Source organism: Variovorax boronicumulans (assembly GCF_029892485.1).
Lineage (GTDB): Bacteria > Pseudomonadota > Gammaproteobacteria > Burkholderiales > Burkholderiaceae_C > Variovorax > Variovorax boronicumulans_B.
Window position 1 is genome coordinate 378,598 of record NZ_JARXVG010000003.1, and the last position, 21,784, is coordinate 400,381.

Below are 21,784 nucleotides of genomic sequence, written 5' to 3' on the forward strand. Positions count from 1 at the left end.
GATCAATGGGAAACAGCCGCGGCGGTTTGCGCCGCGCTGATGCCGGTGTTCCGGATGGCGCCGATGTGCCCGCGCAGCTCCAGCACGATGTCGGTGAACTCCTTCGTGTAGGTGAGTTCGAGCTCGCGCGGACGCGGCAGCTCGATCTCGCGCTTCACCACGAAACGGCCCGGGCTCTTGCTCATCACATACACCGTGTCGGCAAGGAACACCGATTCGCGCAGGTCGTGCGTCACCAGGATCACGTTGAACTGCTGCTCGGTCCAGAGGTCGCGCAGGATGCACCACAGCTCCTCGCGCGTGAACGCATCGAGCGCGCCGAAGGGCTCGTCGAGCAGCAGCATCTTGGGCTCGTGGATGAGCGCGCGGCAGATGCTTGCGCGCTGCTGCATGCCGCCCGAGAGCTGCCACGGAAACTTGTCTTCGTAGCCCGCAAGGCCCACCTTCTGCAGCAGCTTGCGCGCACGCTCGACGTATTCCTTGCGCTTGGCCTTGAAGTTCGAGCGGTAGGGCTCGACGATCTCCAGCGGCAGCAGCACGTTGTCGACCGTGGTGCGCCACGGCAGCAGCGACGGCGCCTGGAACGCCATGCCCGAGATCTTGAGCGGCCCGGTCACGGGTGCGCCGTCGATGCGGATCTTGCCCATCGACGGCATCTTCAGCCCCGTGGTGAGCTTCATGAAGGTCGACTTGCCGCAGCCCGAAGGCCCGACGATCGCGATGAATTCGCCGCGCTTGACCTTCAGGTCGATGGCCTCGACCGCGAAGTGGTTCTCGCGCAGCAACTCCTCGTTGTAGGCGAGCCAGACGTCCTGGAAATCGACGAAGGGGGCGGCGGCGTCGTTGGGTGCGCCTGCCATCACTTGCGAAGGATTCCGCTGAGTTCGGCCGCCGGCGGCAGCATGGCGGCCGTCCACACGGCATCGGGGCTCACGCGGGTCTTCGTGTTGAACGCATCGGACACCTGCGAGGCCATCAGCGACATGCGGCCCGCGTTGACGGCGCCGAAGCCTTCGCTGCGCGCGTCGGCGCTGTTGATCACGGTGTCGATGGCCAGTTGCAGGCGGCGGGTTTCCAGCTTGCTGTCGATGATGCCGTCGCGCGCCTTCACCGATTCGATGGCCACGGCCGGGTTGGCGATGACTTCCTTGGCGCCCTTGGCGAAGGCCGAGAGGAATTTCTTCACCGCTGCCGGGTTCTCCTTGATGAGCTTGGGCGACGCGATGATCACGTTGCCGTAGAGCTTCACGCCGTAGTCGGGGTAGGGAAGGATCACCACGTCGGCTGCCTTGGCGCCGCGCGCCTCCAGGTTCAGCAGCGAGGTGAAGGTGAAGCCGGTGATCGCGTCGATGTCGCCGCGGATCAGCATGGTCTCGCGCAGCGTCGGGTCCATGGCGGTCCAGTTGACCGGGCCGATGTTGTTGGCCTTGGCGAAGATCGGGAACGCGCGGCGGCCCGCGTCGAACACCGGCGCGCCCAGCTTCTTTCCGGCGAGGTCCGAAGGCTTGGTGATGCCGCTCTTCTTGAGCGCCATGACCGAGGCCGGCGTGTTGTTGTAGACCATCATCACCGCGACCGGCTTGTTCGGGCTGTCGGGGTTGTTGGCGTGGAATTCCATCAGCGCCGCGAGGTCGGCAAAGCCCATTTCGTAGGCGCCCGAAGCCACGCGCGTGACCGTGCCGCCCGAGCCGTTGCCTGCATCGATGGTCACATCCAGGCCCGCGGCCTTGAAGTAGCCCTTGGCGGCGGGGTGCAGGAACAGCGCGGCCGGTCCCTCGAAGCGCCAGTCGAGCTGGAACTTGATCGGCGTCGGGGCCTGGGCATGGGCCGATGTGAGGCCGAAGCTGAGGGCCGAGGCGGCGAGGAAGGACTGGAGCAGTTGGCGCTTGTTCATGCGAGATCCGTGAAGGTGAATGCTTCGGCATTCAAGCAAAAACGGTGCCCGCACGCGATTGGTGCGAACCCTTCCGGGCTGGCCACTGAGGTGCACGACGGAATGCTGCTGGTGCAAAAACAAGAAAAACGCCCCGCTGTGTCACCACGGCGGGGCGTTTTTGAGGGAAAGGGCTGCGAGTTACTTCAGCGCCGTCGTCGCATTCGCCACAGCCAGCGCCGTCATGTTCACGATCCGCCGCACGGTCGAGGAAGGCGTCAGCACATGCGCCGAGCCCGCGCCGCCCAGCAGGATCGGCCCGACCGTGATGCCGTTGGCACCGGTCATCTTCAGCACGTTGTAGAGGATGTGCGCCGAGTCGAGGTTCGGGCACACCAGGAGGTTGGCCTCGCCGGTGAGCGTGGTCTCGGGCAGCGCGGTGCGGCGCACGTCTTCGGAGAGCGCGGCGTCGCCGTGCATCTCGCCGTCGCATTCGATGTCGGGTGCCATCTGCGCGAACAGGTCGCGCGCCAGCCGCATCTTGCGGGCCGAACCGCGGCTCGATGTGCCGTAGTTCGAGTGCGAGAGAAAAGCCACCTTGGGCGGCAGGCCGAAGCGGCGCACTTCCTCGGCCGCCATCACCGCGATGCTGGCCAGCAGTTCGGCGCTCGGGTCTTCGTTCACGTTGGTGTCGGTGATGAACACGGTGCGCTTCTCCAGCGTGAGCGCGTTGAGCGTCGCGAAGCCCGGCGCGCCGCGCTTCAGGCCGATCAGGTTGCGGATGTGCTCCAGGTGCACGTCGAAGCGCCCGACCAGGCCGCAGATCATCGCGTCGGCATCGCCCAAGTGCAGCATCAGCGCGGCGATGGTGGTGTTGGAGCGGCGCACCATCGTCTTGGCGGCCTCGGGCGTCACGCCGCGGCGGCCCATGAGCTTGTGGAAGGCCTCCCAGTACACACGGAAGCGCGGGTCGTCTTCGGGGTTGACGATCTCCACATCGGTGCCGATGCGGATGTGCAGGCCCGCCTTCTTGATGCGCGCCTCGATCACGGCAGGGCGGCCGACCAGGATCGGCTGGGCCAGGCCTTCGTCCACGGCCAGTTGTGCGGCGCGCAGCACGCGCTCGTCCTCGCCTTCGGCATAGGCCACGCGCTTGGCGGTGGCCAGCTTGGCGGCGGTGAACACCGGGCGCATGAACATGCCGGTCTGGTAGACGAAGCGCGTCAGGTGCTGGCGGTAGGCCTCCATGTCCTCGATGGGGCGGGTGGCCACGCCGGAAGCGGCGGCCGCCTTGGCCACGGCGGGGGCGATGCGCAGGATGAGGCGCGAATCGAAGGGCTTCGGAATGATGTAGTCGGGCCCGAACGAGAGCTCCTGCCCCGCGTAGGCCGTGGCCACCTCTTCGCTGATGTCGGCCTTGGTGAGGTCTGCGATCTCGCGCACGCAGGCCAGCTTCATCTCTTCCGTGATCTTGGTGGCGCCGCAATCGAGCGCGCCGCGGAAGATGTACGGGAAGCACAGCACGTTGTTGACCTGGTTCGGATAGTCCGAGCGGCCCGTGGCGATGATGCAGTCGGGCCGCACGGCCTTGGCCAGCTCGGGGCGAATCTCGGGCTCGGGGTTGGCCAGCGCCAGGATGATGGGCTGCGTGCCCATGGTCTTGACCATGTCGGCCGACATCACGCCGGGGGCCGAGCAGCCGAGGAACACATCGGCGTCCTTCACCACGTCGGCGAGGGTGCGGGCGCCGGTGTCTTTCTGGGCATAGCGCGACTTCGATTCGTCGAAGCCGCCTGCGCGGCCGACGTAGATCAGGCCCTTGGAGTCGCAGGCATGGATGTTGGCGGGCTTGACGCCCAGGCCGACCATCACGTCGAGGCAGGCGATGGCGGCGGCGCCGGCGCCCGAGACGGCGATCTTCACGTCCTCGATCTTCTTGCCCACGAGCTCGAGGCCATTGAGCAGCGCCGCGGCCGAGATGATGGCCGTGCCGTGCTGGTCGTCATGGAACACCGGGATGTTCATGCGCTCGCGCAGCTTCTTCTCGATGTAGAAGCACTCGGGCGCCTTGATGTCTTCGAGGTTGATGCCGCCCAGCGTGGGCTCCAGCGCCGCGATGATGTCGACCAGCTTGTCGGGGTCGTTCTCGGCCAGCTCGATGTCGAACACGTCGATGCCGGCGAACTTCTTGAAGAGGCACCCCTTGCCTTCCATCACCGGCTTGGCGGCCAGCGGGCCGATGTTGCCCAGGCCCAGCACCGCGGTGCCGTTGGTGACCACGCCCACGAGGTTGCCGCGGGCCGTGTACTCGACCGCCAGCGACGGATCGGCGGCGATGTCCAGGCAGGGATAGGCCACGCCCGGCGAATAGGCCAGCGACAGGTCGCGCTGGTTCAGCAGGGGCTTGGTGGGGGTGATCGAAATCTTGCCCTTGACGGGCGAGCGGTGGTATTCGCGCGCTGCCTCGCGAAGTGCTTCTTCGGCGGGGGAGAGGGGTGCAGCCATGAAATGTCTCCTTGTTTGACGGGCAATGAGGCTACCGCAAAAGCGCACCCGGTTCCCGGCGGGGCAATGCAGAAAAGGCCTGAACCCATAGCCGGGGCGGATCCGGCCTGGAACCGGGCGCCGGTTCGCTAAACTCACAACTGTTAACTAAGGTCATCCAAGGTTCACAAGGCAATCCGGAACCATGCCGCCTGAGCGGCCGGCCGGCGTCCATCGAGACACACACAAAGACAACGGAGGGGCAGCGCATGACACCCGGAGCTTTCACCACCACCGACCCCGACGTCGTGGTCATCGGCGGGGGCCCTTCGGGCTCCACCGTGGCCGCGTTGCTGGCGGACAAGGGGCACGACGTGGTGCTGATCGAGAAGGCGCAGCATCCGCGCTTTCACATCGGCGAATCGCTGCTGCCGATGAACATGCCGCTGTTCGACCGGCTGGGCGTGCGCACCGAGGTCGAGGCCATCGGCATCAAGAAGCACGGCGCCGAGTTCGTTTCGCCCTGGCACGACCACACGAGCCATTTCGACTTCGGCCAGGCGATGGACAAGAGCTTTCCCTACGCGGTGCACGTGCGCCGCTCGGAATTCGACGAGCTGCTGTTCCGCCATGCCGGCAAGCGCGGCGCGCGCACCTTCGAGGGTCAGCGCGTCACCGGCGTGGACATGGATGCCGGCAAGGGAACCCCCGACAACCGCCCGCTGGTGAAGATCAAGGCCGACGACGGCACCGAGACCAGCTGGCGCCCGCGCTTCGTGATCGACGCGAGCGGGCGTGACACGCTGCTGTCGAACCAGTTCGACGCCAAGCAGCGCAACCGCAAGCACGCGAGCGCGGCGCTTTATGGCCACTTCGCCAACGCCGAGCGCCGCCCCGGCCGCTTCGAGGGCAACATCTCGCTCTTCTGGTTCGACCACGGCTGGTTCTGGTACATCCCGCTGAAGGACGGCACCGTGAGCGTCGGCGCCGTGGCCTCGCCCGCGTACTTCAAGCGCCGCCAGGGTGCGTCGCTCGAAGACTTCCTGATGGAGACCATCGCGCTCGCGCCCAAGCTGGCCGCGCGCCTTGCGAACGCCACGCTGATGGAAGGCGCCACCGCCACCGGCAACTACGCTTACGACTCGAAGTTCTGCCGCGGCGACCGCTTCATGATGGTGGGCGATGCCTACGCCTTCGTCGACCCGATGTTCTCCTCGGGCGTGTACCTGGCGATGAACAGCGGCTTCGAGGCCGCGAACGCTGCAGACCTGTGGCTCAGGGGCGAGGCGAAGGAGGCCGAGAAGGCCTTCCGCCACTACGAGAAGGTCATGAAGCGCGGGCCGAAGTTGTTCTCGTGGTTCATCTACCGCATCACCTCGCCGGCGATCCGTCGGCTCTTCATGGCGCCGCGCAACATCTGGCGGATGCAGGAGGCGCTCCTGTCCATCCTGGCTGGCGACCTGTTCCGCGACACGCCGATCGGCCCGCGCTTCTGGGGCTTCAAGGTGACGTACTACGCCTCGTGCATCGGCATCCTGCCGCAGGCCATCAAGACCTGGGCATGGCGGCGGCGGAACCTCAAGGAATCCCTCGAGGCTGCAAAGACCTGAGCCGCAGGCTCAGTCCGGCGTGACGGTGTGCTGGGCGAGCGCTTCGAGCGCCTTGACCAGCGCCGAGTGATCCGACTGCCCGTGGCCGAGCGCCGCGCAGGCATTCATCAGTTGCGCCGCGCCCGCCGTCTGCGGCAGCGCCACGCCCAGCGAACGCGCGCTCTGCAGCGCGAGGTTCAGGTCCTTCTGGTGCAGCGCGATGCGGAAGCCCGGCGCGAAGGTGCGCTTGATCATCCGTTCGCCGTGCACTTCGAGAATGCGCGAACTCGCGAAGCCGCCCATCAGCGCCTGGCGCACCTTGGCCGGATCGGCGCCCGCCTTCGAGGCGAACAGCAGCGCCTCGCCCACGGCCGCGATGTTCAGCGCCACGATGATCTGGTTGGCCACCTTGCAGACCTGGCCGTCGCCCACGGCGCCCACCAGCGTGACGTTCTTGCCCATCTTGTCCAGCAGCGGCTTCACGCGCTCGAAGGTGCCTTCGTCGCCGCCGCACATGATCGTGAGGCTCGCGGCCTTGGCGCCGACTTCGCCGCCGGAGACCGGCGCGTCGATGTAGCCGCAGCCCAGCGCCACGATGCGCTTGGCAAACGCCTTGGTGGCGATCGGGTCGATGGAGCTGCAGTCCACCACGATCTTGCCGCGCGAGTCCTTCAGGCCTTCGGCCACGCCGTGCGTGCCCGGCTCGCCGAACAGCACTTTCTCCACATCGGGCGTGTCCGGCACCATGATGAAGATGATGTCGGCCTGGCGCGCCACCTCGGCCGCCGAGGCGCAGATCTTCGCCTTCGAGATGAAGGGCTCTGGCGTGTTGCCCTGCGTGTTCACGAAGAGCTGATGGCCCGCGTCGAGCAGGTGGCCTGCCATGGGCGCACCCATGATGCCGAGGCCGATGAATCCGATTTTCTGGGGTGTTGTCGTCATGTCTCTTTTTCCGATCTGAAGTTGTCTTTTATTGCGTGAGCGCTTCGCGCCATCCGAGGCCATTGACGGTGTCGCTGCGCGGCTTGTATTCGCAGCCGATCCAGCCGCCGTAGCCCAGCGAATCGATGTGCTTGAAGAGCCACGGGTAGTTGATCTCGCCCGTGCCCGGCTCGCCGCGTCCGGGGTTGTCGGCCAGCTGGATATGGCCGATCTGCGCGAGGTGCTTCGTGAGCGTGTTGCCCAGCTCGCCCTCCATGCGCTGCGCGTGGTAGATGTCGTACTGCACCTTCAGGTTGGGCGAACCCACCGCCTCGATCAGCGCGAGCGCCTTGTCGGTGCGGTTCAGGTAGAAGCCCGGAATATCGAAGGTGTTGATCGGCTCGATCAGCATGCGGATGCCCGCGGCTTCCAGCTCCCGCGCGGCCAGGCGCAGGTTGTCGATCACCGTGCGGTTGACCACATTGATGTCGGCGCCTTCGGGCACCTTGCCGATGAGGCAATTGACCTGCGGGCAGCCGAGCGCGGTCGCGTAGTCGATCGCCATGCCTATGCCTTCGGCGAACTCGCCCGTGCGGTCGGCCAGGCACGCGATGCCGCGCTCGCCCTTGTCCCAGTCGCCGGCCGGCAGGTTGTGCAGCACCTGCTGCAGGCCGTTGGCGCGCAGGGCCGCCGCGAGTTCCTTTTTCTCGAAGGGGTAGGGGAAGAGGTATTCCACTCCCTTGAAGCCCGCCTTGGCGGCGGCTTCGAAGCGTTGCATGAACGGCAGCTCGGTGAAGAGCATCGTGAGGTTGGCTGCGAACTTGGGCATGTGTGTCTCCTTGCTCACTCAGTCCAGCATCTCGGCCGCCACCGCGGTGGGCGCATCGGCGGGGTGCTCCGCCAGCGGCTCGAACTCGGTGATGTTGTCGATCTCGGTGCCCATCGCGATGTTGGTCACGCGCTCGAGCATCACCTCGATGACGACCGGCACGCTGAACTCGGCCATGAGGGCTTCGGCGCGCTGGATGGCCGGCGCGATCTCTTCCTGCTTGTTCACGCGGATCGCCTTGCAGCCGAGGCCCTCGACGACCTTCAGGTGATCGACGCCGTAGCTGCTCTCGATGCCCGCGTCGGGGCCGGCGTTGATGTTGTCGAACGCGAGCTGCACGCAGTAGTCCATCTCGAAGCCGCGCTGCGCCTGGCGGATGAGGCCGAGGTACGAGTTGTTCACCACGATGTGGATGTACGGCAACTTGAACTGCGCGCCCACGGCCAGCTCTTCGATCATGAACTGGAAGTCGTAGTCGCCCGAGAGCGCGACGATCTTGCGCGTCGGGTCGGCCGCGCGCACGCCCAGCGCGGCGGGAATGGTCCAGCCCAGCGGGCCGGCCTGGCCGCAGTTGATCCAGTGGCGCGGGTTGTACACGTGCAGGAACTGCGCGGCCGCGATCTGCGAGAGCCCGATGGTGCTCACATAGCAGGTGTCGTTGCTGAAGTTGTTGTTCATGCACTGGTACACGCGCTGCGGCTTCATCGGCACGCTGTCGAAGTTGGTCTTGCGCAGCATGGTCTTCTTGCGCTCGATGCACGACCTGGCCCACTCGCGGCGGTCGGTGAGCTTGCCGGCGGCCTTCATTTCTTCTGCCACGGCGACGAACTGCTCCAGCGCCAACTTGGCGTCCGAGACGATGCCGAAGTCGGGCGTGAACACGCGGCCGATCTGCGTGGGCTCGATGTCCACGTGCACAAAGGTGCGGCCCTTGGTGTAGACATCGACCGAGCCCGTGTGGCGGTTGGCCCAGCGGTTGCCGATGCCGAGCACGAAGTCGCTCGCGAGCATCGTTGCGTTGCCGTAGCGGTGGCTGGTCTGCAGGCCGCACATGCCGGCCATCAGCGGATGGTCGTCGGGGATCGAGCCCCAGCCCATCAGCGTGGGAATCACCGGCACGCCGGTGGCTTCGGCAAAGCGCACGAGCAGGTCCGACGCATCGGCATTGATGACGCCGCCGCCGGCCACGATCAGCGGGCGCTCGGCCGCTTGCAGCATGCCGATGGCCTTTTCGATTTGCGCGCGCGTGGCGGCCGGCTTGTAGGGGACGAGCGGCTCGTAGCTGTTGATGTCGAACTCGATCTCGGCCATCTGCACGTCGAACGGAAGATCGATGAGCACGGGGCCGGGGCGGCCCGAGCGCATCAGGTGAAAGGCCTGCTGGAACACCTGCGGCACCTGGCCGGGTTCGCGCACCGTGACCGACCACTTGGTGACCGGCTTGGAGATCGATTCGATGTCGACCGCCTGAAAGTCTTCCTTGTAGAGGCGTGCGCGCGGCGCCTGGCCGGTGATGCAGAGGATCGGAATCGAATCGGCCCAGGCCGAATACAGGCCCGTGATCATGTCGGTGCCCGCGGGGCCCGAGGTGCCGATGCACACGCCGATGTTGCCGGCCACCGCACGCGTGTAGCCCTCGGCCATGTGCGAGGCGCCTTCGACGTGGCGCGCGAGGATGTGCGAGATGCTGCCGCGCTGGCGCAGCGCCGAATACATCGGGTTGATGGCGGCACCGGGCACGCCGAAGGCCTGCGTCACGCCTTCCTTTTCCATCACCAGCACGGCGGCCTGGACCGCTTTCATTTTTGCCATGGGACTGTCTCCGTTAAGTGACGTCCACTGTAGGAAGCGCGGGCCATTCGAAGAAGACGGCTGCGGACCATAAAACCTATTCCGTGGCGGAATAACTGGCTACGATGCGCCAATGGACAGATTGTTGGCAATGGAAATGTTCGTGCGGGTCGTGGAGACCGGCAGCTTCTCGAAAGCAGCGCGCGAATTCAACACCACGCAACCCACCGTGACCAAGCAGATCGCGGCAACGGAAACGCGGCTGAAGGTGCGGCTGCTCAACCGCAACACGCGCGGCGTGAGCCTCACCGAGCCGGGGGCGCTCTACTACGAGAAGTGCAAGACCATCGTGCGCGACGCCGAGGAGGCCGACAGCATCGTGCAGCTGCGGCAGAACCAGGCGCAGGGCCTCTTGCGCGTGGGCACCTCGGTGGCATTCGGGCGGCGCGTGGTGGTGCCGCTGGCGCTCGAGTACATGCGCCGGCATCCGCAGGTGCAGCTGGACCTGAGCTTCGAGGACCGCTACGTCGACCTCATCGCGCAGGGCATCGACGTGGCGATCCGCATGGGCAAGCTGGCCGACTCATCGCTGGGCGCGCGCTACCTGGGCGCCAACCCGTGGGTCATGGTCGCGGCGCCCGGCTACCTGAAGAAGCACGGCACGCCCAAGCGCGCGCAGGACCTGAGCGCGCACGTGGCGCTCATCTACAGCAGCGTGGTGGGCGACGAGTTCTGGCGCATGCACACGCCCAAGGGCGAGCCGGTGACGGTGCCGGTCTCGGGGCGCTTTCGCTCGAACAACCTCTCCGCCGTGCTGGCGGCCGCACGCGACGGGCTGGGCATCGCGCTCATGCCGCGCTACGTGGCGAGCGAATCGATGGCGGCGGGCAAGGTGGTCGCGGTGCTGGGCGACCATGCGCTGCCCGAGCAGGAGATCCACGCCGTGTTCCCGTCGCCCAAGCTGGTGCCGGGGAAGGTGTCGGGCTTCGTGGCGTTCCTGCAGGGGCGGTTCGATGAAGGCTGGTGGGCGGCCTGAGCTTTCTTTCTCTTCAGGCCGACACGAAAGCGCCGTGCAGGCCCAGCGGCAGCGCATAGGGCAGCGTAGCCTGTGCCACAGGGCCTGCCGCCAGGTGATCGGCCGCGAAGCACGACAGCACCGTCTTCTGCCGGCCGAAATCCAGCACCGTGCCCAGCACCCAACCCGGCTTCGCGCCGTCCGGCACGTAGACATGTTCTTCCACGATGGCCTGCGCCCCGTAGCTGAACCGCTGGCTGCAGCCGCTCTCGACATCGGTGCGCGCGACCGCACCGAAGCCCGGCAGGTCGCGCCGGACCTGCGTGGCGTGTACCACCTGGCGATGACGCAGGCCCACGCGGCGCGGGTCGATGCGCGGAAACTCCGCTTCCTGCGCCAGCGTCGTCTGCGTTGCCGTGCCGGTGTCCAGGTTCAGCGTGGCGACAGTCAGATGCGGGTCGGTGCTTTTCACGCGGCGGGCGCGCATCACTTCGCGGTTGGTCGTGAACACCGAGTCGGCGTTCTCCGAGCGCACGTAGTCGATGTGGATCCGTGTGCCGCGCGGCGTGTCCTCTTCCCAGGCATTGCCGACGTGAAACAGGAAGCCGGCCGGAAGCGTGAGCATCTGGCGCCTCTCCCAGTTCTGCTTGTCGACCACCAGTGCGCGCATGCCCAGCTCGGGCCGCCAGACATGCGCGTCGAGGAAGGTCGCGCCGGCTTCCTTGCGCTTGGCGTCGTAGACCAGCGGCGGCATCAGGAACACCAGGTGCCGCTCGGTCACGGCGAAGTCGTGAACCATGGGCATGTCGGCCACCGGCACCACGGCGGCGCGGCGAAGTGCCCCGTCGGCGCCGATCTCGTACAGCGCCAGCAGGCCCTGGCCGGAGCTCACGCCGAAGTTCCAGACGGTGCCGTCCGGGTCCACCTTGGGGTGGGCCGAGAAAGGCATGCCCGCGAGGTCGGGGCGCCAGGTCTTCACGCCCAGCGTGTCCAGCGTGCGCGCATCGATGCGCGTGGCCGAGCCGCCCTCCCACAGCGCCAGCACCTCGCCCTGCAACGGCAGCACGCTGGTGTTGGCGACGTTGATGTTGTCGGCCGAGGTCGGTGGCTCCACGCCCGGCGGCATGGTGCCGAAGGCTTCCGCCAGGCGGCGTCCGGCCCGCACCTCGGCCACGCGCTTGGGCGTGGCCACATAGCGGCCCTGGTGGCGCACGTCGGCTCCGTCGATCACGAAGCGATGCACCATGCCGTCGCCGTCGAACCAGTGGTGGTAGCGCTCGCCGCCCAGGTCGTGGCCCGCCGGGCCGATGCGGAACAGCGTGCCGGTGACGGCATCGGGAAAACGCCCGCGCACCGCGGCGCGGGTCAGCGGCAGGTCGCCGGGCGGCGCGGCGAAGCCGGTTTTCCAGGGCGCGTCGGCGGCCTCGAAGTCGGCCTGCCAGGCGTCCTTGTCCGCGGCATGCGCCAGGCGTGCCAAGGGCCCGAGAAGGGGAAGCGCACCGGCCGAAGCCAGCAGGCGCATGAGTTCGCGTCTTTGCATGGCGGCCTCAGCGCAGGTGAATGACGGTTTGCAGGTCGGCGTCGACGGCGAGCGCGGCGGCGTCGAATTCGGGAGCGCCGCGGTTGCCCTTGGCATCGTTGGAGAAGCCGTAGCGCTCGGTGGGCATGCCCATCAGGTTGGTGTCCAGCTTGCCGTTGCCGTTTTCGTCCGCGAACACGCGCACGGCATAGCGCCCCGTTGCCAGGCCCGGGAACACGAGCCGTGCCGTGCCACCGCGCATCGGCACCATCTGAGAGGCCAGCGCGGTGCCCGCGAAGCCGGCGGTGCTGTCGTAGAGCGCGACGTACAGCGTGGCGTCGGCAGCGGGGCCGTCGGCCACGCTCAGGCTCAGATCGGCGGCAAAGGCGCCCAGCGGCGCGAGGAGGACGGCGGCGCACATCGCGCGCACGGCCGGGCGGGAAGGGAGAGCGAAAAGACGCATGGCAGGGCCTCGTTGCAGTGAAGAGGCCCCGACGATCCCGCAGGCGCCGGGCGGTGCCCAGCGGCATGCGACGAAATGCGGAAATGCGCGCGCCAGATGCAGAAATTGCGCGCGACCGGCGTCAGGCGCCGGCAGCGGTCAGCCCTTCTTGCGGTTCTCGGGCAGGGCGGCTGGGTCGGCGGCTTCCGGCGTCTGCGGCGGTTCGATCGTCTGGTGGCCGTTGCCAATGTGCCCCGAGTCCGCGAACAGGCTCCACGCCGCCATGAACAGCGCTGCGATCACCGGCCCGATCACGAAGCCGTTGATGCCGAAGATCGCCATGCCGCCGATGGTGGACATCAGCACGATGTAGTCGGGCATCTGCGTGTCCTTGCCCACCAGCACCGGCCGCAGGATGTTGTCGACCAGGCCGATCACGAACACGCCCACGAAGATCAGCACGCCGCCCTGCCAGAAGTGCCCGGTGGCCAGGAAGTAGATGGCCACCGGCCCCCAGATGAGCGCCGCCCCCACTGCGGGCAATAGCGACAGGAAGGCCATCAGCACGGCCCACAGCAGCGCGCCCTGCACGCCGAGGAACCAGAAGGCCAGCCCGCCGATGGTGCCCTGCGCAATGGCCACGGCCACGTTGCCCTTCACGGTGGCGCGGATGACGGTGGTGAACTTGTTGAGCAGGTAGTGCGTGTGGGGCTTGGCGAGCGGCACGGCGTCGCGCATGGTCTTGGAGAGCGCGGCGCCGTCGCGCACCAGGAAGTACAGGAGGTACAGCATCACGAAGAAGCTGACGATGAAGTCGAAGGTGTTCTGCCCGATGGTGAGCGCCTGGCCCGCGATGAGCTGGCTGCCCTGGCCTGCGGCGGCCGAGATGCGGTCCTGCCAGGCCTGCATGTCGCCGAGATTGAAGCGCTCGAAGATGCCGAGCAGCCACTGCGGCGTGGCGTTCAGGATCTGCTGGAAGTAGGCCGCGAAGTTGATCTGCCCCGAGCGGATGTTCTGCGTGACCAGCGCGATTTCCTGCACCAGCGACACGCCCACCATCGCCAGCGGCAGGATCACGATGAAGAGACAGATGGCCAGCGTCGAGAGCGCGGCCGCATTGGGTTTGCCGCGCATCTTCTTGAGCAGCCACTTGTACAGCGGTGTGAACAGGATCGCCAGCGCCACGCCCCACAGCACCGCGCCGAAGAACGGCAGCAGCACCCATACGAAGGCGGCGGTGACGACGGCGAGCAGGGCGAGGAACACGCCGCGCTGGAGTTGGGGTGAGTTCATAAGTGTCTCGGACTGTAGCCGAGCGGGGCGGCGCCATCCTGTCGGCGGGCGCGCTCTTGTGAGGTGCCGCGCCACGGCCAGACAAATCCGCCTGCAGCCGTTGCCAGTCCGTCGCGGCGTGCTATCTGATCGATAGCGCGCTGCGGCACTATTGCACGGACGGCTTCAGCGTTTGGCGCGCGGCAGCGCGACCGGCGCCAGCGTGGCGCGCAGGCGGCTCGGTGCATCGGGCTCGGCGGGGGCTTCCACCTCGAGCGCGAGCTCGACGTTGCCGATGTGCTCGAGCATCAGGCGGCGCGCCTTGTCCGTGTCGCCTTCCTCCAGCGCCGCGACGATGGCGCCGTGCTCCGCGCACGACTGGCCGGCCTCGTGCTTCGACTGATAGAGCGTGGCCGCCAGCGTGGTGCGCGCCGTGAGATCGCGCAGCACATCGACCAGCAGCTGGTGCCCCATCTGTTCGGCAAGGCACACATGGAAGTCCGCCAGCAGGAAGGCGCGCGTGGCCGCATCGGCGCCTTCGATGGCGCGCTGCTCGTCGGCGATGTGGTCGCGCAGCTTCCGGATCACCTTGCCCAGCGGCCGGCCCTCGCTCGCGGCCAGGATGCCGGCCTCGACGATGCGGCGCGCCGAGAAGGCATCGCGCGCTTCCTCGGCCGAAGGCTCCACCACGTACCAGCCGCGGCGCGATTGCACCTCGACGAAGCCGCGCGCCTGCAACTGCATGAGCGCCTCGCGCACCATCGTGCGGCTCACCGCGAAGTTCTCGGCCAGGGCCTGCTCGCCCAGCCGCTCGCCCGGTGCGAGCTTCTGCGCGAGGATGGCCTCGACGACGCGTTCGGCAATGGCGGTGGGGCTGACGTCGGTGGGCATTCGTTTTTCAGTGAGCGGTGGAAGCGATGGCGGCGTGGGCCGCGGGTGCCTCGGCCAGCGGTTCGTCGTCCGGCGTGTAGGTGCCGTTCAGCACCGCATGGGCGCGGTCGCGGTCGATGTCGCCTTCCCACGCCGCGATCGCCACCGTGGCCACGCAGTTGCCGATCAGGTTGCCCAGCGCGCGGGCGATGCCCATGAACCAGTCCACCGACAGCACCAGCACCAGGCCGATGGCCGGGATCGCAGGAATCGCATGCAGCGTCGCCGCCAGCACCACGATGGCCGAACCCGGCACGCCATGCGCGCCCTTGGAGGTGACCAGTGCGATGGCAAGAATGGTCAGCAGGTCCGCCATCGAGATCGGCGTGTTGGTGGCCTGCGCGATGAACACTGCGGCGAGCGTGATGTAGATCGAGAAGGCATCGAGGTTGAACGAGTAGCCCGTCGGAATCACCAGGCCCACCGTCGAATCGCGGATGCCCATGCGGCGCAGCTTGGCCATGATCTGCGGCAGCACGCTGTCCGACGAGGTGGTCGCGAACACGATGGCGAGCTCTTCGCGCAGGTACCGCAGCAGCTTCCAGAGGCTGAAGCCCGAGAAGCGCATCACCAGCCCCAGCACCACGAACACGAAAATCAGCACCGCGCCGTAGAAGAGCGCCACCAGCATGCCCAACTGCTTGAGCGAGCCGATGCCGTACTGCCCCACCGTGAACGCGATGGCGCCCAGCACGCCCAGCGGCGCCAGCTTGATGAGGATCCCCATGATCTTGAAGAGCACCAGCGAGAGCGCATCCACCACCACAGCCACCGGCTTGCCGCGATCGCCCAGCAGCGACAGCGCGCAACCGAACAGCACCGCGAACAGCAGCACCTGCAGCACGTCACCGGTGGCGAAGGCGTTGACCACCGTGGTGGGAATCAGCTTCATCAGGAACTCGACCGTGCCGCCGCTGGTGAGCTTGTCGGCGTTGGAGGCATAGGCGCTCATGGCGGCCGGGTCCAGCTTGGCCGGGTCCACGTTCATGCCCACACCCGGCTGGAACACGAAGGCCAGCACCAGGCCCATGGCGAGCGCGATGGTGGTGAGCACCTCGAAGTAGATCAGCGCCTTGACGCCCACCCGCCCCACGCGCTTGAGGTCCCCGGCCCCTGCGATGCCGTGCACGACGACGCAGAACACCAGCACCGGGATGATCATCTTGATCAGCTTGATGAAGCCGTCACCCAGCGGCTTGAGCTTGACGGCGTACTCGGGCCAGAAAAGGCCGGCGAGCACGCCCAGCACCAGCGCGATGACCACCTGACCGAAAAGCGATTTGGCGAAGCGAGGCATGGGGAGTCTCCTGTCTTTGTGTCTTGTCGAGAGTTGCATGCAAGCGTCGCTTTTTCTTGCATACAAGGAATGTAGGCAAGAAGACTTTGTGAACGGCAGAGGGTATTCCCGGAAACAAAGATGGCCCGAATCAGTCGGTGTGCAAGCTGTTCGGTACGACGGGGAACCGTCGTTGCGTTGTATTTTTTCTACAAGAACCGAGGGAAATGAAGTCGTACGACTTACTCAGAGAGAAAGCTTTTTCAGAGCTTCGTTCATTCGTGAAGTAGTGCCTGAGCGCCCTTGCGTCCGCTACCCATAATCACGTCCCGTTTTGTGCATCTTGTCACAAATGGTTGTGAATTGTTAACGCGGTGAGCGCCAAAAGAATGAATCGCCATTTGCACCGCATCGTCTTCAATGCCGCCAGAGGCATGCGGATGGTGGTTCAGGAAACCGCGACCAGCACCGGCAAAGGTGCCAGCAAGGCGACCTCCACCGGCGGCGCGCGCGCCTTCATCGGAGCAGTGCTTGCGGGGATGGTGGTGGTGGGCACAGCCCACAGCCAGATCGTCGGCGCGCCCAACGTTCCCGGCAGCCTGCGCCCCACCGTGCTGGTGGCGCCCAACGGCGTGCCGCTGATCAACATACAGACGCCTTCGGCCGCAGGCGTTTCGCGCAACATCTACAACCAGCTCAACGTCGGACCCAACGGCGCGATCTTCAACAACAGCCGCACGAATGTGCAGACGCAGCTCGGCGGCATCGTTCAGGGCAATCCGTACTTGGCTGGGGGACCGGCGCGCATCATCCTGAACGAAGTCAATGGCGGCAACGTGAGCCAGCTGCGCGGCTACATGGAAGTTGCAGAGCAGCGCGCGGAAATCATCATCGCGAACCCGGCCGGCATCAACGTGGATGGCGCAGGCTTCATCAACGCCAGCCGCGCCACGCTGACCACGGGCACGCCGCAGCTCAATGCCCTGGGCGGCCTCGACAGTTTCCTCGTGCGCGGCGGCACCATCACCATCAACGGTGCGGGGCTCGATGCGAGCAAGACCGACTATGCGGCGATCCTCGCGCGGGCCGTGGAAGCCAATGCGGGCATCTGGGCCAGTGAACTGAAAGTCGTGACCGGCGCGAACCAGATCAGCGCCGACCATGCGCAGATCACGCCCACGACCGGCGCTGGCGCTACACCTACCTTTGCCATGGATGTGGCTGCTTTAGGTGGCATGTATTCCGGGAAGATCACATTGATCGGGACCGAAGCGGGCCTTGGGGTGCGCAACGCCGGCAACATCGGTGCCAGTGCAGGCAGCTTGGTCGTCACGGCATCAGGCCATCTGATCAACACCGGCACGCTGGAAGGCCAGAGCCTACAGCTTGCCAGCACGGCCGGCGACATCGTCAACCAAGGCACGATCCGCCAGACCAGCATGGCACCGCTGGCGCTTTCTGCGCCCACGATCAGCAACACCAACGGCGGCTGGATCGGCAGCGAGCCGTTGCCCGCACCGACAGCTGGCACTGGAAACGGCAGTGCCGGCGCTGGTACAGGCACCACCACGGGCACTGGCTCAAGCGGCTCGACGGGCACAACCGCATCCACAGGCGGCACAACAACTGCAGGCACTTCAACACCTGCTGCCGCACCGATCGAACCAGGCAACATCACCGCCGCAGGCGCGATCCGGAACGACGGCGGCAAGGTCTACGCAGGTGGCCCGATCACCCTGCAAACCGCGAACCTGCTCAACAACGGCGGAACCCTGAGCGTGGCGAGCCTGGCACTCAACCAGGCGAGCTTTTCCAACCGGGGCGGGACCATCAATGTCTCCGAAGCCTTTGTCGCCCGGCTCGGCTCCTTCGACAACGCGTCCGGAACGCTGCGCAGCGGCAGCCTGGACATCACCACCTCCGGTGACCTGAACAACCAGGCCGGCGTGCTGAGCAGCGACAGCAATGCCAACCTCACGGTCGGTGGCTCGGCCAACAACCTGAGCGGCAACATCTCGGCCGCAGGGGCACTCTCGGCCAACGTGGCAGGGGCCACCGTCAACACCTCCGGCACCCTCGCTTCCAACCGGGGCTTGGCACTCAGTACCGGCTCGCTGGAAAACACACAGGGCAGCATCCAGTCGGCGCAGGCTGGCGTGCAGCTCGCAGCGACAGGTCAACTTGTCAACGGCAGTGGCGGGTCGATCATCGCGGCCACCGACCTTGGGGTTAACGCGGCAACGCTCACGAACGCCGGCACGCTGCGCGGCGCGAACGATGCCAGTGTGACCGTCAGCGGCGCGCTCATCAACGACGGCAACATCACGTCCGGACGCAATACGACCATCGCGGCTGCGGACGTGCAGAGCGGTGCGGCGGGCGTGCTCGGCGCCGGCATCCAGAGCGACGGGACGCTCGCTGCATCAGCAAGTGGGGCAGGCGATCTGCGTGTCACTTCCTCCGGTGCGCTTGCTGCCAATGGAACGAACCTTTCCGCAGGCAATGCGACGTTCCAAGGCGCGAGCGTCGATCTCTCGACCAGCAAGACCAGCGGTGGCAACGTTGCCATCACGGCCACGCAGGGCGATGTCAACACCAACAAGGCCGTGGTCACCACACCAGGCACGTTGAGCATCGCGGCTGCTGGGGTGCTGTCGAATGTGGACGGCACGTTGGGCTCCAACGGCGGTACCACCGTCAACGCCGCCAGCCTCGACAACACCTCCGGAACGCTTGCGGCCGTGGTGGGAGACCTTCACGTCACGACCGGCAGCACGACCGACAACACATCGGGCAACCTGCTGGCTGCGGGGGCGGTCGTGCTTGCGAACAGCGGCTTGACGAACATCGACGGCAAGGCCAGCGGCGGCAGCCTGGCCATCGACACACGCAAAACCTCGCTGGACAACACGCGCGGGACACTGACCGCAAGCGGCACCGTCTTCTTCGCCAACGTTTACTCCGGATAGCGCGCGTCTGAATAATGCCCTTCAGCAGACATTGAATGCAATTAACTCATCCTCTTTGCCTCCGGCCGTTAAGGCTCTCGCACTTCAAAATCTTGCAGCTAGAAATTTCACCACAAATACCGTTGGTGATGGCATTGCAAGAAATTCCGTGCCCGTTAGATTCTGTGGCGGAAGGCCATGCTAAAGGTTTTTTATGATTTTTGATCCAGTTAAATATCGAGCAAATGCCTTTTCGTCGGAGATGATGGAGTTTTTTTTGGCGAGGGAATGCAGCTCTAAGGTTCCAATCGGAAATATGGCCGTCCTCAATCTTGAAACTGCTATTTCAGGATGGTTAGTTGGCCTACATTTGGAGTTTCACCCTGGGATTTCAAGATGGCTTGGATGGCTGGATCAAGGAATTGAAGGTGGAGAAGAAAATCGACTAGGGACCATTCCGAGTTGGCATCGCAAGACGTTGTATTGGGCCAAAGCGATTGGGGGGTGGATGCATGACGGCACAAACGATCAAGCCTCGTGGAAAGCGGCGCAAGATGCAAGTTTGGAGCACATGCAAATAGGTTTCACAAAAGTGCTGGGCCCCGACAAATTTGACTTCGAGCTGCAGCGGTTTGTACCGCAGGAAATGACCGGTTTGCCGTACAGCTCGAAAATGATATTGAGTGATGGACTGCTTGATGATTTCATGGCTTTTAGTTTTCAAGCTGAAGAATATGAGGCGGGAATTCAGGAATACGAAAAACATCTGGCGCCCAGTATCCCCTCTCTAAAAAAAACACTTAAGCCGCGCGAACTGGCTTACGCGCTTTGCTTGGAGCGGGCCGGCCGAACGCATTTTGACAAAGACGATTTGCTTGGTGCTGGCCGCAAAATGCTTCAATCCAATTTGCAAGAAAATTGGTTGGGCGGAGGGCAATATATCCGAGCCGCGACTTGGTTGAAAATTGTCTATTTGCACAATGATGAATCGCTAACGCCTTTGCAAACAATTCTTAGGGCCTACGACAGCATGCCAAAGGTAGTTAGACCGGATTTTTTGCCGATAGTCTAAAGGGCGCGCGCGGAGATTGGAGCATTGCTTCAGTAAAAGAAAAATAGGGAGTTCTGTTTGAAACGAAATTTTTGGGTAACGGCAATAGCCGTTGCCCCGTTGCTGGCTCTGGCCCAGCAATCCCCGACCACCCCCCAGCCCCTCATCGAGCAGCAGCGCCAGCAAGAGCGCGAGCGAGCCTTGCGGGAGCAGAACGAGCGCACTGTCGACCAGCGCCCGCAGGCCGCACCGCCGGCGCCGGCGCAGCGCATCCCCGAATCCGAGTTCCCGTGCTTTCGCATTGACCGCGTGCTGCTGGTCGGCGAGCAGTCCGAAGCCTTCCAGTGGGCCGTTGCCGATCTCTCAGGCCCTGATGGCAATGATTCGCCCATTGGCCGGTGTCTGGGCACATCGGGCGTCAACGTGGTCTTGGCGCGCGTCCAGCAGGCCGTCATCGCCAAGGGCTGGGTCACCAGCCGCGTGCTCGCCGCGCCGCAGGATCTTTCTGCCGGCACGCTGACCCTCTCGCTGGTGCCGGGCCGCGTCGCCGCCATCCGCCTGACGCCGGATTCTTCGTCCACACTGCTCGGCAGTTCCGCCTTGCTGACCACCGCGATCCCCGCGCGCCCGGGCGACCTGCTGAACCTGCGCGACATCGAGCAAGGGCTGGAGAACCTTAAGCGCGCCCCCACCGCCGAGGCGGACATCCAGATCGAACCCTCGACCGCCCCCGGCGCAAAGCCCGGCGACAGCGACCTGGTCGTCAAGTACGTCCAGTCAAAAAAATGGCGCGTCACCCTGAGCCTTGACGACAGCGGCACCAAGGCCACAGGCCGCAATCAGGCCGGCGCCACCGTCTCGCTCGACAACCCCTTCGGCCTGAACGACCTGTTCTACGTCAGCGCCAACCACAGCATCAACAGCCACTTTCTCTCGGAGCCGAGCTACGGCACCGAAGGCCAGACCGCGCACTACTCGCTGCCCTTCGGCTACTGGATGCTGGGCTTCACCGCCTCCAACAGCCAGTACTACCAGAGCGTCGCCGGCCTGAACGGCGACATCATCTACGCGGGCAAGACCAACAACGCGGAGGTCAAGCTCTCGCGCCTTGTCTACCGAGACCAGAGCCGCAAGACGACCGTTGCGCTCAAGGGCTTCCGGCGCGAGTCGCGCAACTTCATCGAAGACCAGGAGGTCGAGGTGCAGCACCGCGTGGTCGGCGGCTGGGAGCTGAGCCTGAACCACAAGGAGTTCATCGGCGAGGCCACGCTCGAAGGCACGCTGGCCTACAAGCGCGGCACGGGCGGCTTCGGCTCGCGCACAGCGCCAGAAGAAGCGTTCGGGGAGGGCACGTCGCGCATGAAGCTCGTCACTGCGGATGTCAGCCTGAACGCGCCGTTCAAGCTGGGCGAGCAGAAGCTTCGCTACTCGGGCCTGATCCGCGCGCAATGGAACCGCACGCCGCTCACGCCGCAGGACCGCTTCGCCATCGGCGGGCGCTACACGGTGCGCGGCTTCGACGGGGAGACCAGCCTCATGGGCGAGCGCGGCTGGCTGCTGCGCAACGACATCGGTTGGGCCATGGGGCAGAGCGGTGCGGAACTCTACGTTGGCGCCGATTACGGACACGTCGGCGGGCGCTCGACTATCGACACGCTCGGCCGCAACCTGGCGGGTGCCGTCGTCGGTGTGCGTGGGCAGTGGACCAAGTTGAGCTACGACTTCTTCGTCGGCGCGCCGATCAGCAAGCCCGAGGGCTATCGCACGGCGAAGGTCACGTTGGGGTTCAACCTCAATGCAAGTTTTTGATCCAGAGAAGTTTCCAATGAGAGCAAAGAAAGAAA

At 65.5% G+C, this 21,784-nt stretch carries 16 protein-coding genes; 5 read left to right on the plus strand and 11 right to left on the minus strand.

Annotation, left to right across the window (positions count from 1 at the left end; all coding sequences use genetic code 11):
• Nucleotides 1–2 precede the first annotated feature (2 nt).
• The 3 genes from M2282_RS09740 to M2282_RS09750 form a co-directional block, all read right to left on the minus strand.
• On the minus strand, nt 3–860 hold the full coding sequence (locus tag M2282_RS09740; protein ID WP_280808568.1) for an ABC transporter ATP-binding protein: 858 nt from the start codon (nt 858–860) through the stop codon (nt 3–5).
• Complete coding sequence (locus M2282_RS09745) at nt 860–1,894, minus strand: ABC transporter substrate-binding protein (RefSeq protein ID WP_280808569.1); 1,035 nt, start codon at nt 1,892–1,894, stop codon at nt 860–862. Before M2282_RS09745 ends, M2282_RS09740 begins: the two co-directional genes overlap by 1 nt.
• A 180-nt stretch (nt 1,895–2,074) precedes the next feature.
• Complete coding sequence (locus tag M2282_RS09750) at nt 2,075–4,378, minus strand: NADP-dependent malic enzyme (protein WP_280808570.1); 2,304 nt, start codon at nt 4,376–4,378, stop codon at nt 2,075–2,077.
• Between the two features lie 248 nt (nt 4,379–4,626).
• Here M2282_RS09750 and M2282_RS09755 point away from each other — a divergent pair, with 248 nt between their 5' ends.
• Nucleotides 4,627–5,967: an NAD(P)/FAD-dependent oxidoreductase gene (locus tag M2282_RS09755; protein WP_280808571.1), complete on the plus strand. Its 1,341-nt coding sequence runs from the start codon at nt 4,627–4,629 to the stop codon at nt 5,965–5,967.
• A 9-nt stretch (nt 5,968–5,976) separates the two neighbouring features.
• Here M2282_RS09755 and M2282_RS09760 read toward each other — a convergent pair whose 3' ends face one another.
• From M2282_RS09760 to gcl, 3 genes are read right to left on the minus strand one after another with little or no spacing between them, the layout of a single operon-like run.
• On the minus strand, nt 5,977–6,888 hold the full coding sequence (locus M2282_RS09760) for a 2-hydroxy-3-oxopropionate reductase (protein WP_280808572.1): 912 nt from the start codon (nt 6,886–6,888) through the stop codon (nt 5,977–5,979).
• A 28-nt stretch (nt 6,889–6,916) separates the two neighbouring features.
• Nucleotides 6,917–7,696, minus strand: coding sequence for a hydroxypyruvate isomerase (gene hyi / locus M2282_RS09765; RefSeq protein WP_280808573.1), 780 nt, complete (start codon nt 7,694–7,696; stop codon nt 6,917–6,919).
• 18 nt (nt 7,697–7,714) lie between these two features.
• A complete protein-coding gene (gcl, locus tag M2282_RS09770) occupies nt 7,715–9,508 on the minus strand; it encodes a glyoxylate carboligase (RefSeq protein ID WP_280808574.1) in 1,794 nt (597 codons plus the stop codon).
• A 112-nt stretch (nt 9,509–9,620) separates the two neighbouring features.
• On the opposite strand from gcl, the gene M2282_RS09775 reads away from it, so the two are divergent.
• Nucleotides 9,621–10,523: a LysR family transcriptional regulator gene (locus M2282_RS09775; protein WP_280808575.1), complete on the plus strand. Its 903-nt coding sequence runs from the start codon at nt 9,621–9,623 to the stop codon at nt 10,521–10,523.
• Between the two features lie 13 nt (nt 10,524–10,536).
• Here the strand turns inward: M2282_RS09775 and M2282_RS09780 are convergent, their stop codons facing one another.
• The 5 genes from M2282_RS09780 to M2282_RS09800 form a co-directional block, all read right to left on the minus strand.
• A complete protein-coding gene (locus M2282_RS09780) occupies nt 10,537–12,042 on the minus strand; it encodes a carotenoid oxygenase family protein (RefSeq protein ID WP_280808576.1) in 1,506 nt (501 codons plus the stop codon).
• A 7-nt stretch (nt 12,043–12,049) separates the two neighbouring features.
• Complete coding sequence (locus M2282_RS09785; RefSeq protein ID WP_280808577.1) at nt 12,050–12,484, minus strand: DUF2141 domain-containing protein; 435 nt, start codon at nt 12,482–12,484, stop codon at nt 12,050–12,052.
• 138 nt (nt 12,485–12,622) lie between these two features.
• Entirely contained in the window at nt 12,623–13,756 is a 1,134-nt protein-coding gene (locus M2282_RS09790; protein ID WP_280808578.1) for an AI-2E family transporter, read from the minus strand.
• Between the two features lie 165 nt (nt 13,757–13,921).
• Complete coding sequence (locus M2282_RS09795; RefSeq protein ID WP_280808579.1) at nt 13,922–14,626, minus strand: GntR family transcriptional regulator; 705 nt, start codon at nt 14,624–14,626, stop codon at nt 13,922–13,924.
• A 7-nt stretch (nt 14,627–14,633) separates the two neighbouring features.
• Nucleotides 14,634–15,962 carry a C4-dicarboxylate transporter DctA gene (locus M2282_RS09800; protein WP_280808580.1) on the minus strand — a complete coding sequence of 443 codons (1,329 nt, stop codon included), beginning with the start codon at nt 15,960–15,962 and terminating at the stop codon, nt 14,634–14,636.
• A 368-nt stretch (nt 15,963–16,330) separates the two neighbouring features.
• On the opposite strand from M2282_RS09800, the gene M2282_RS09805 reads away from it, so the two are divergent.
• From M2282_RS09805 to M2282_RS09815, 3 genes are all read left to right on the plus strand, one after another.
• Nucleotides 16,331–18,910, plus strand: coding sequence for a filamentous hemagglutinin N-terminal domain-containing protein (locus M2282_RS09805; RefSeq protein ID WP_280808581.1), 2,580 nt, complete (start codon nt 16,331–16,333; stop codon nt 18,908–18,910).
• 295 nt (nt 18,911–19,205) lie between these two features.
• Nucleotides 19,206–19,961 (plus strand): hypothetical protein, encoded by a 756-nt coding sequence (locus tag M2282_RS09810; RefSeq protein ID WP_280808582.1) that lies wholly within the window; start codon nt 19,206–19,208, stop codon nt 19,959–19,961.
• 102 nt (nt 19,962–20,063) lie between these two features.
• Nucleotides 20,064–21,749 carry a ShlB/FhaC/HecB family hemolysin secretion/activation protein gene (locus M2282_RS09815; RefSeq protein ID WP_432422888.1) on the plus strand — a complete coding sequence of 562 codons (1,686 nt, stop codon included), beginning with the start codon at nt 20,064–20,066 and terminating at the stop codon, nt 21,747–21,749.
• Nucleotides 21,750–21,784: the final 35 nt, after the last annotated feature.

Bases quoted from the DNA above. Each gene is read 5' to 3' on its own strand.
- M2282_RS09805 (WP_280808581.1), top strand. From the start codon at position 16,331: ATGAATCGCCATTTGCACCGCATCGTCTTCAATGCCGCCAGAGGCATG.
- M2282_RS09810 (WP_280808582.1), top strand. From the start codon at position 19,206: ATGGCCGTCCTCAATCTTGAAACTGCTATTTCAGGATGGTTAGTTGGC.
- M2282_RS09750 (WP_280808570.1), bottom strand. From the start codon at position 4,378: ATGGCTGCACCCCTCTCCCCCGCCGAAGAAGCACTTCGCGAGGCAGCG.
- gcl (WP_280808574.1), bottom strand. From the start codon at position 9,508: ATGGCAAAAATGAAAGCGGTCCAGGCCGCCGTGCTGGTGATGGAAAAG.
- M2282_RS09745 (WP_280808569.1), bottom strand. From the start codon at position 1,894: ATGAACAAGCGCCAACTGCTCCAGTCCTTCCTCGCCGCCTCGGCCCTC.
- M2282_RS09800 (WP_280808580.1), bottom strand. From the start codon at position 15,962: ATGCCTCGCTTCGCCAAATCGCTTTTCGGTCAGGTGGTCATCGCGCTG.
- M2282_RS09755 (WP_280808571.1), top strand. From the start codon at position 4,627: ATGACACCCGGAGCTTTCACCACCACCGACCCCGACGTCGTGGTCATC.
- M2282_RS09785 (WP_280808577.1), bottom strand. From the start codon at position 12,484: ATGCGTCTTTTCGCTCTCCCTTCCCGCCCGGCCGTGCGCGCGATGTGC.
- M2282_RS09790 (WP_280808578.1), bottom strand. From the start codon at position 13,756: ATGAACTCACCCCAACTCCAGCGCGGCGTGTTCCTCGCCCTGCTCGCC.
- M2282_RS09775 (WP_280808575.1), top strand. From the start codon at position 9,621: ATGGACAGATTGTTGGCAATGGAAATGTTCGTGCGGGTCGTGGAGACC.
- hyi (WP_280808573.1), bottom strand. From the start codon at position 7,696: ATGCCCAAGTTCGCAGCCAACCTCACGATGCTCTTCACCGAGCTGCCG.
- M2282_RS09780 (WP_280808576.1), bottom strand. From the start codon at position 12,042: ATGCAAAGACGCGAACTCATGCGCCTGCTGGCTTCGGCCGGTGCGCTT.
- M2282_RS09740 (WP_280808568.1), bottom strand. From the start codon at position 860: ATGGCAGGCGCACCCAACGACGCCGCCGCCCCCTTCGTCGATTTCCAG.
- M2282_RS09795 (WP_280808579.1), bottom strand. From the start codon at position 14,626: ATGCCCACCGACGTCAGCCCCACCGCCATTGCCGAACGCGTCGTCGAG.
- M2282_RS09760 (WP_280808572.1), bottom strand. From the start codon at position 6,888: ATGACGACAACACCCCAGAAAATCGGATTCATCGGCCTCGGCATCATG.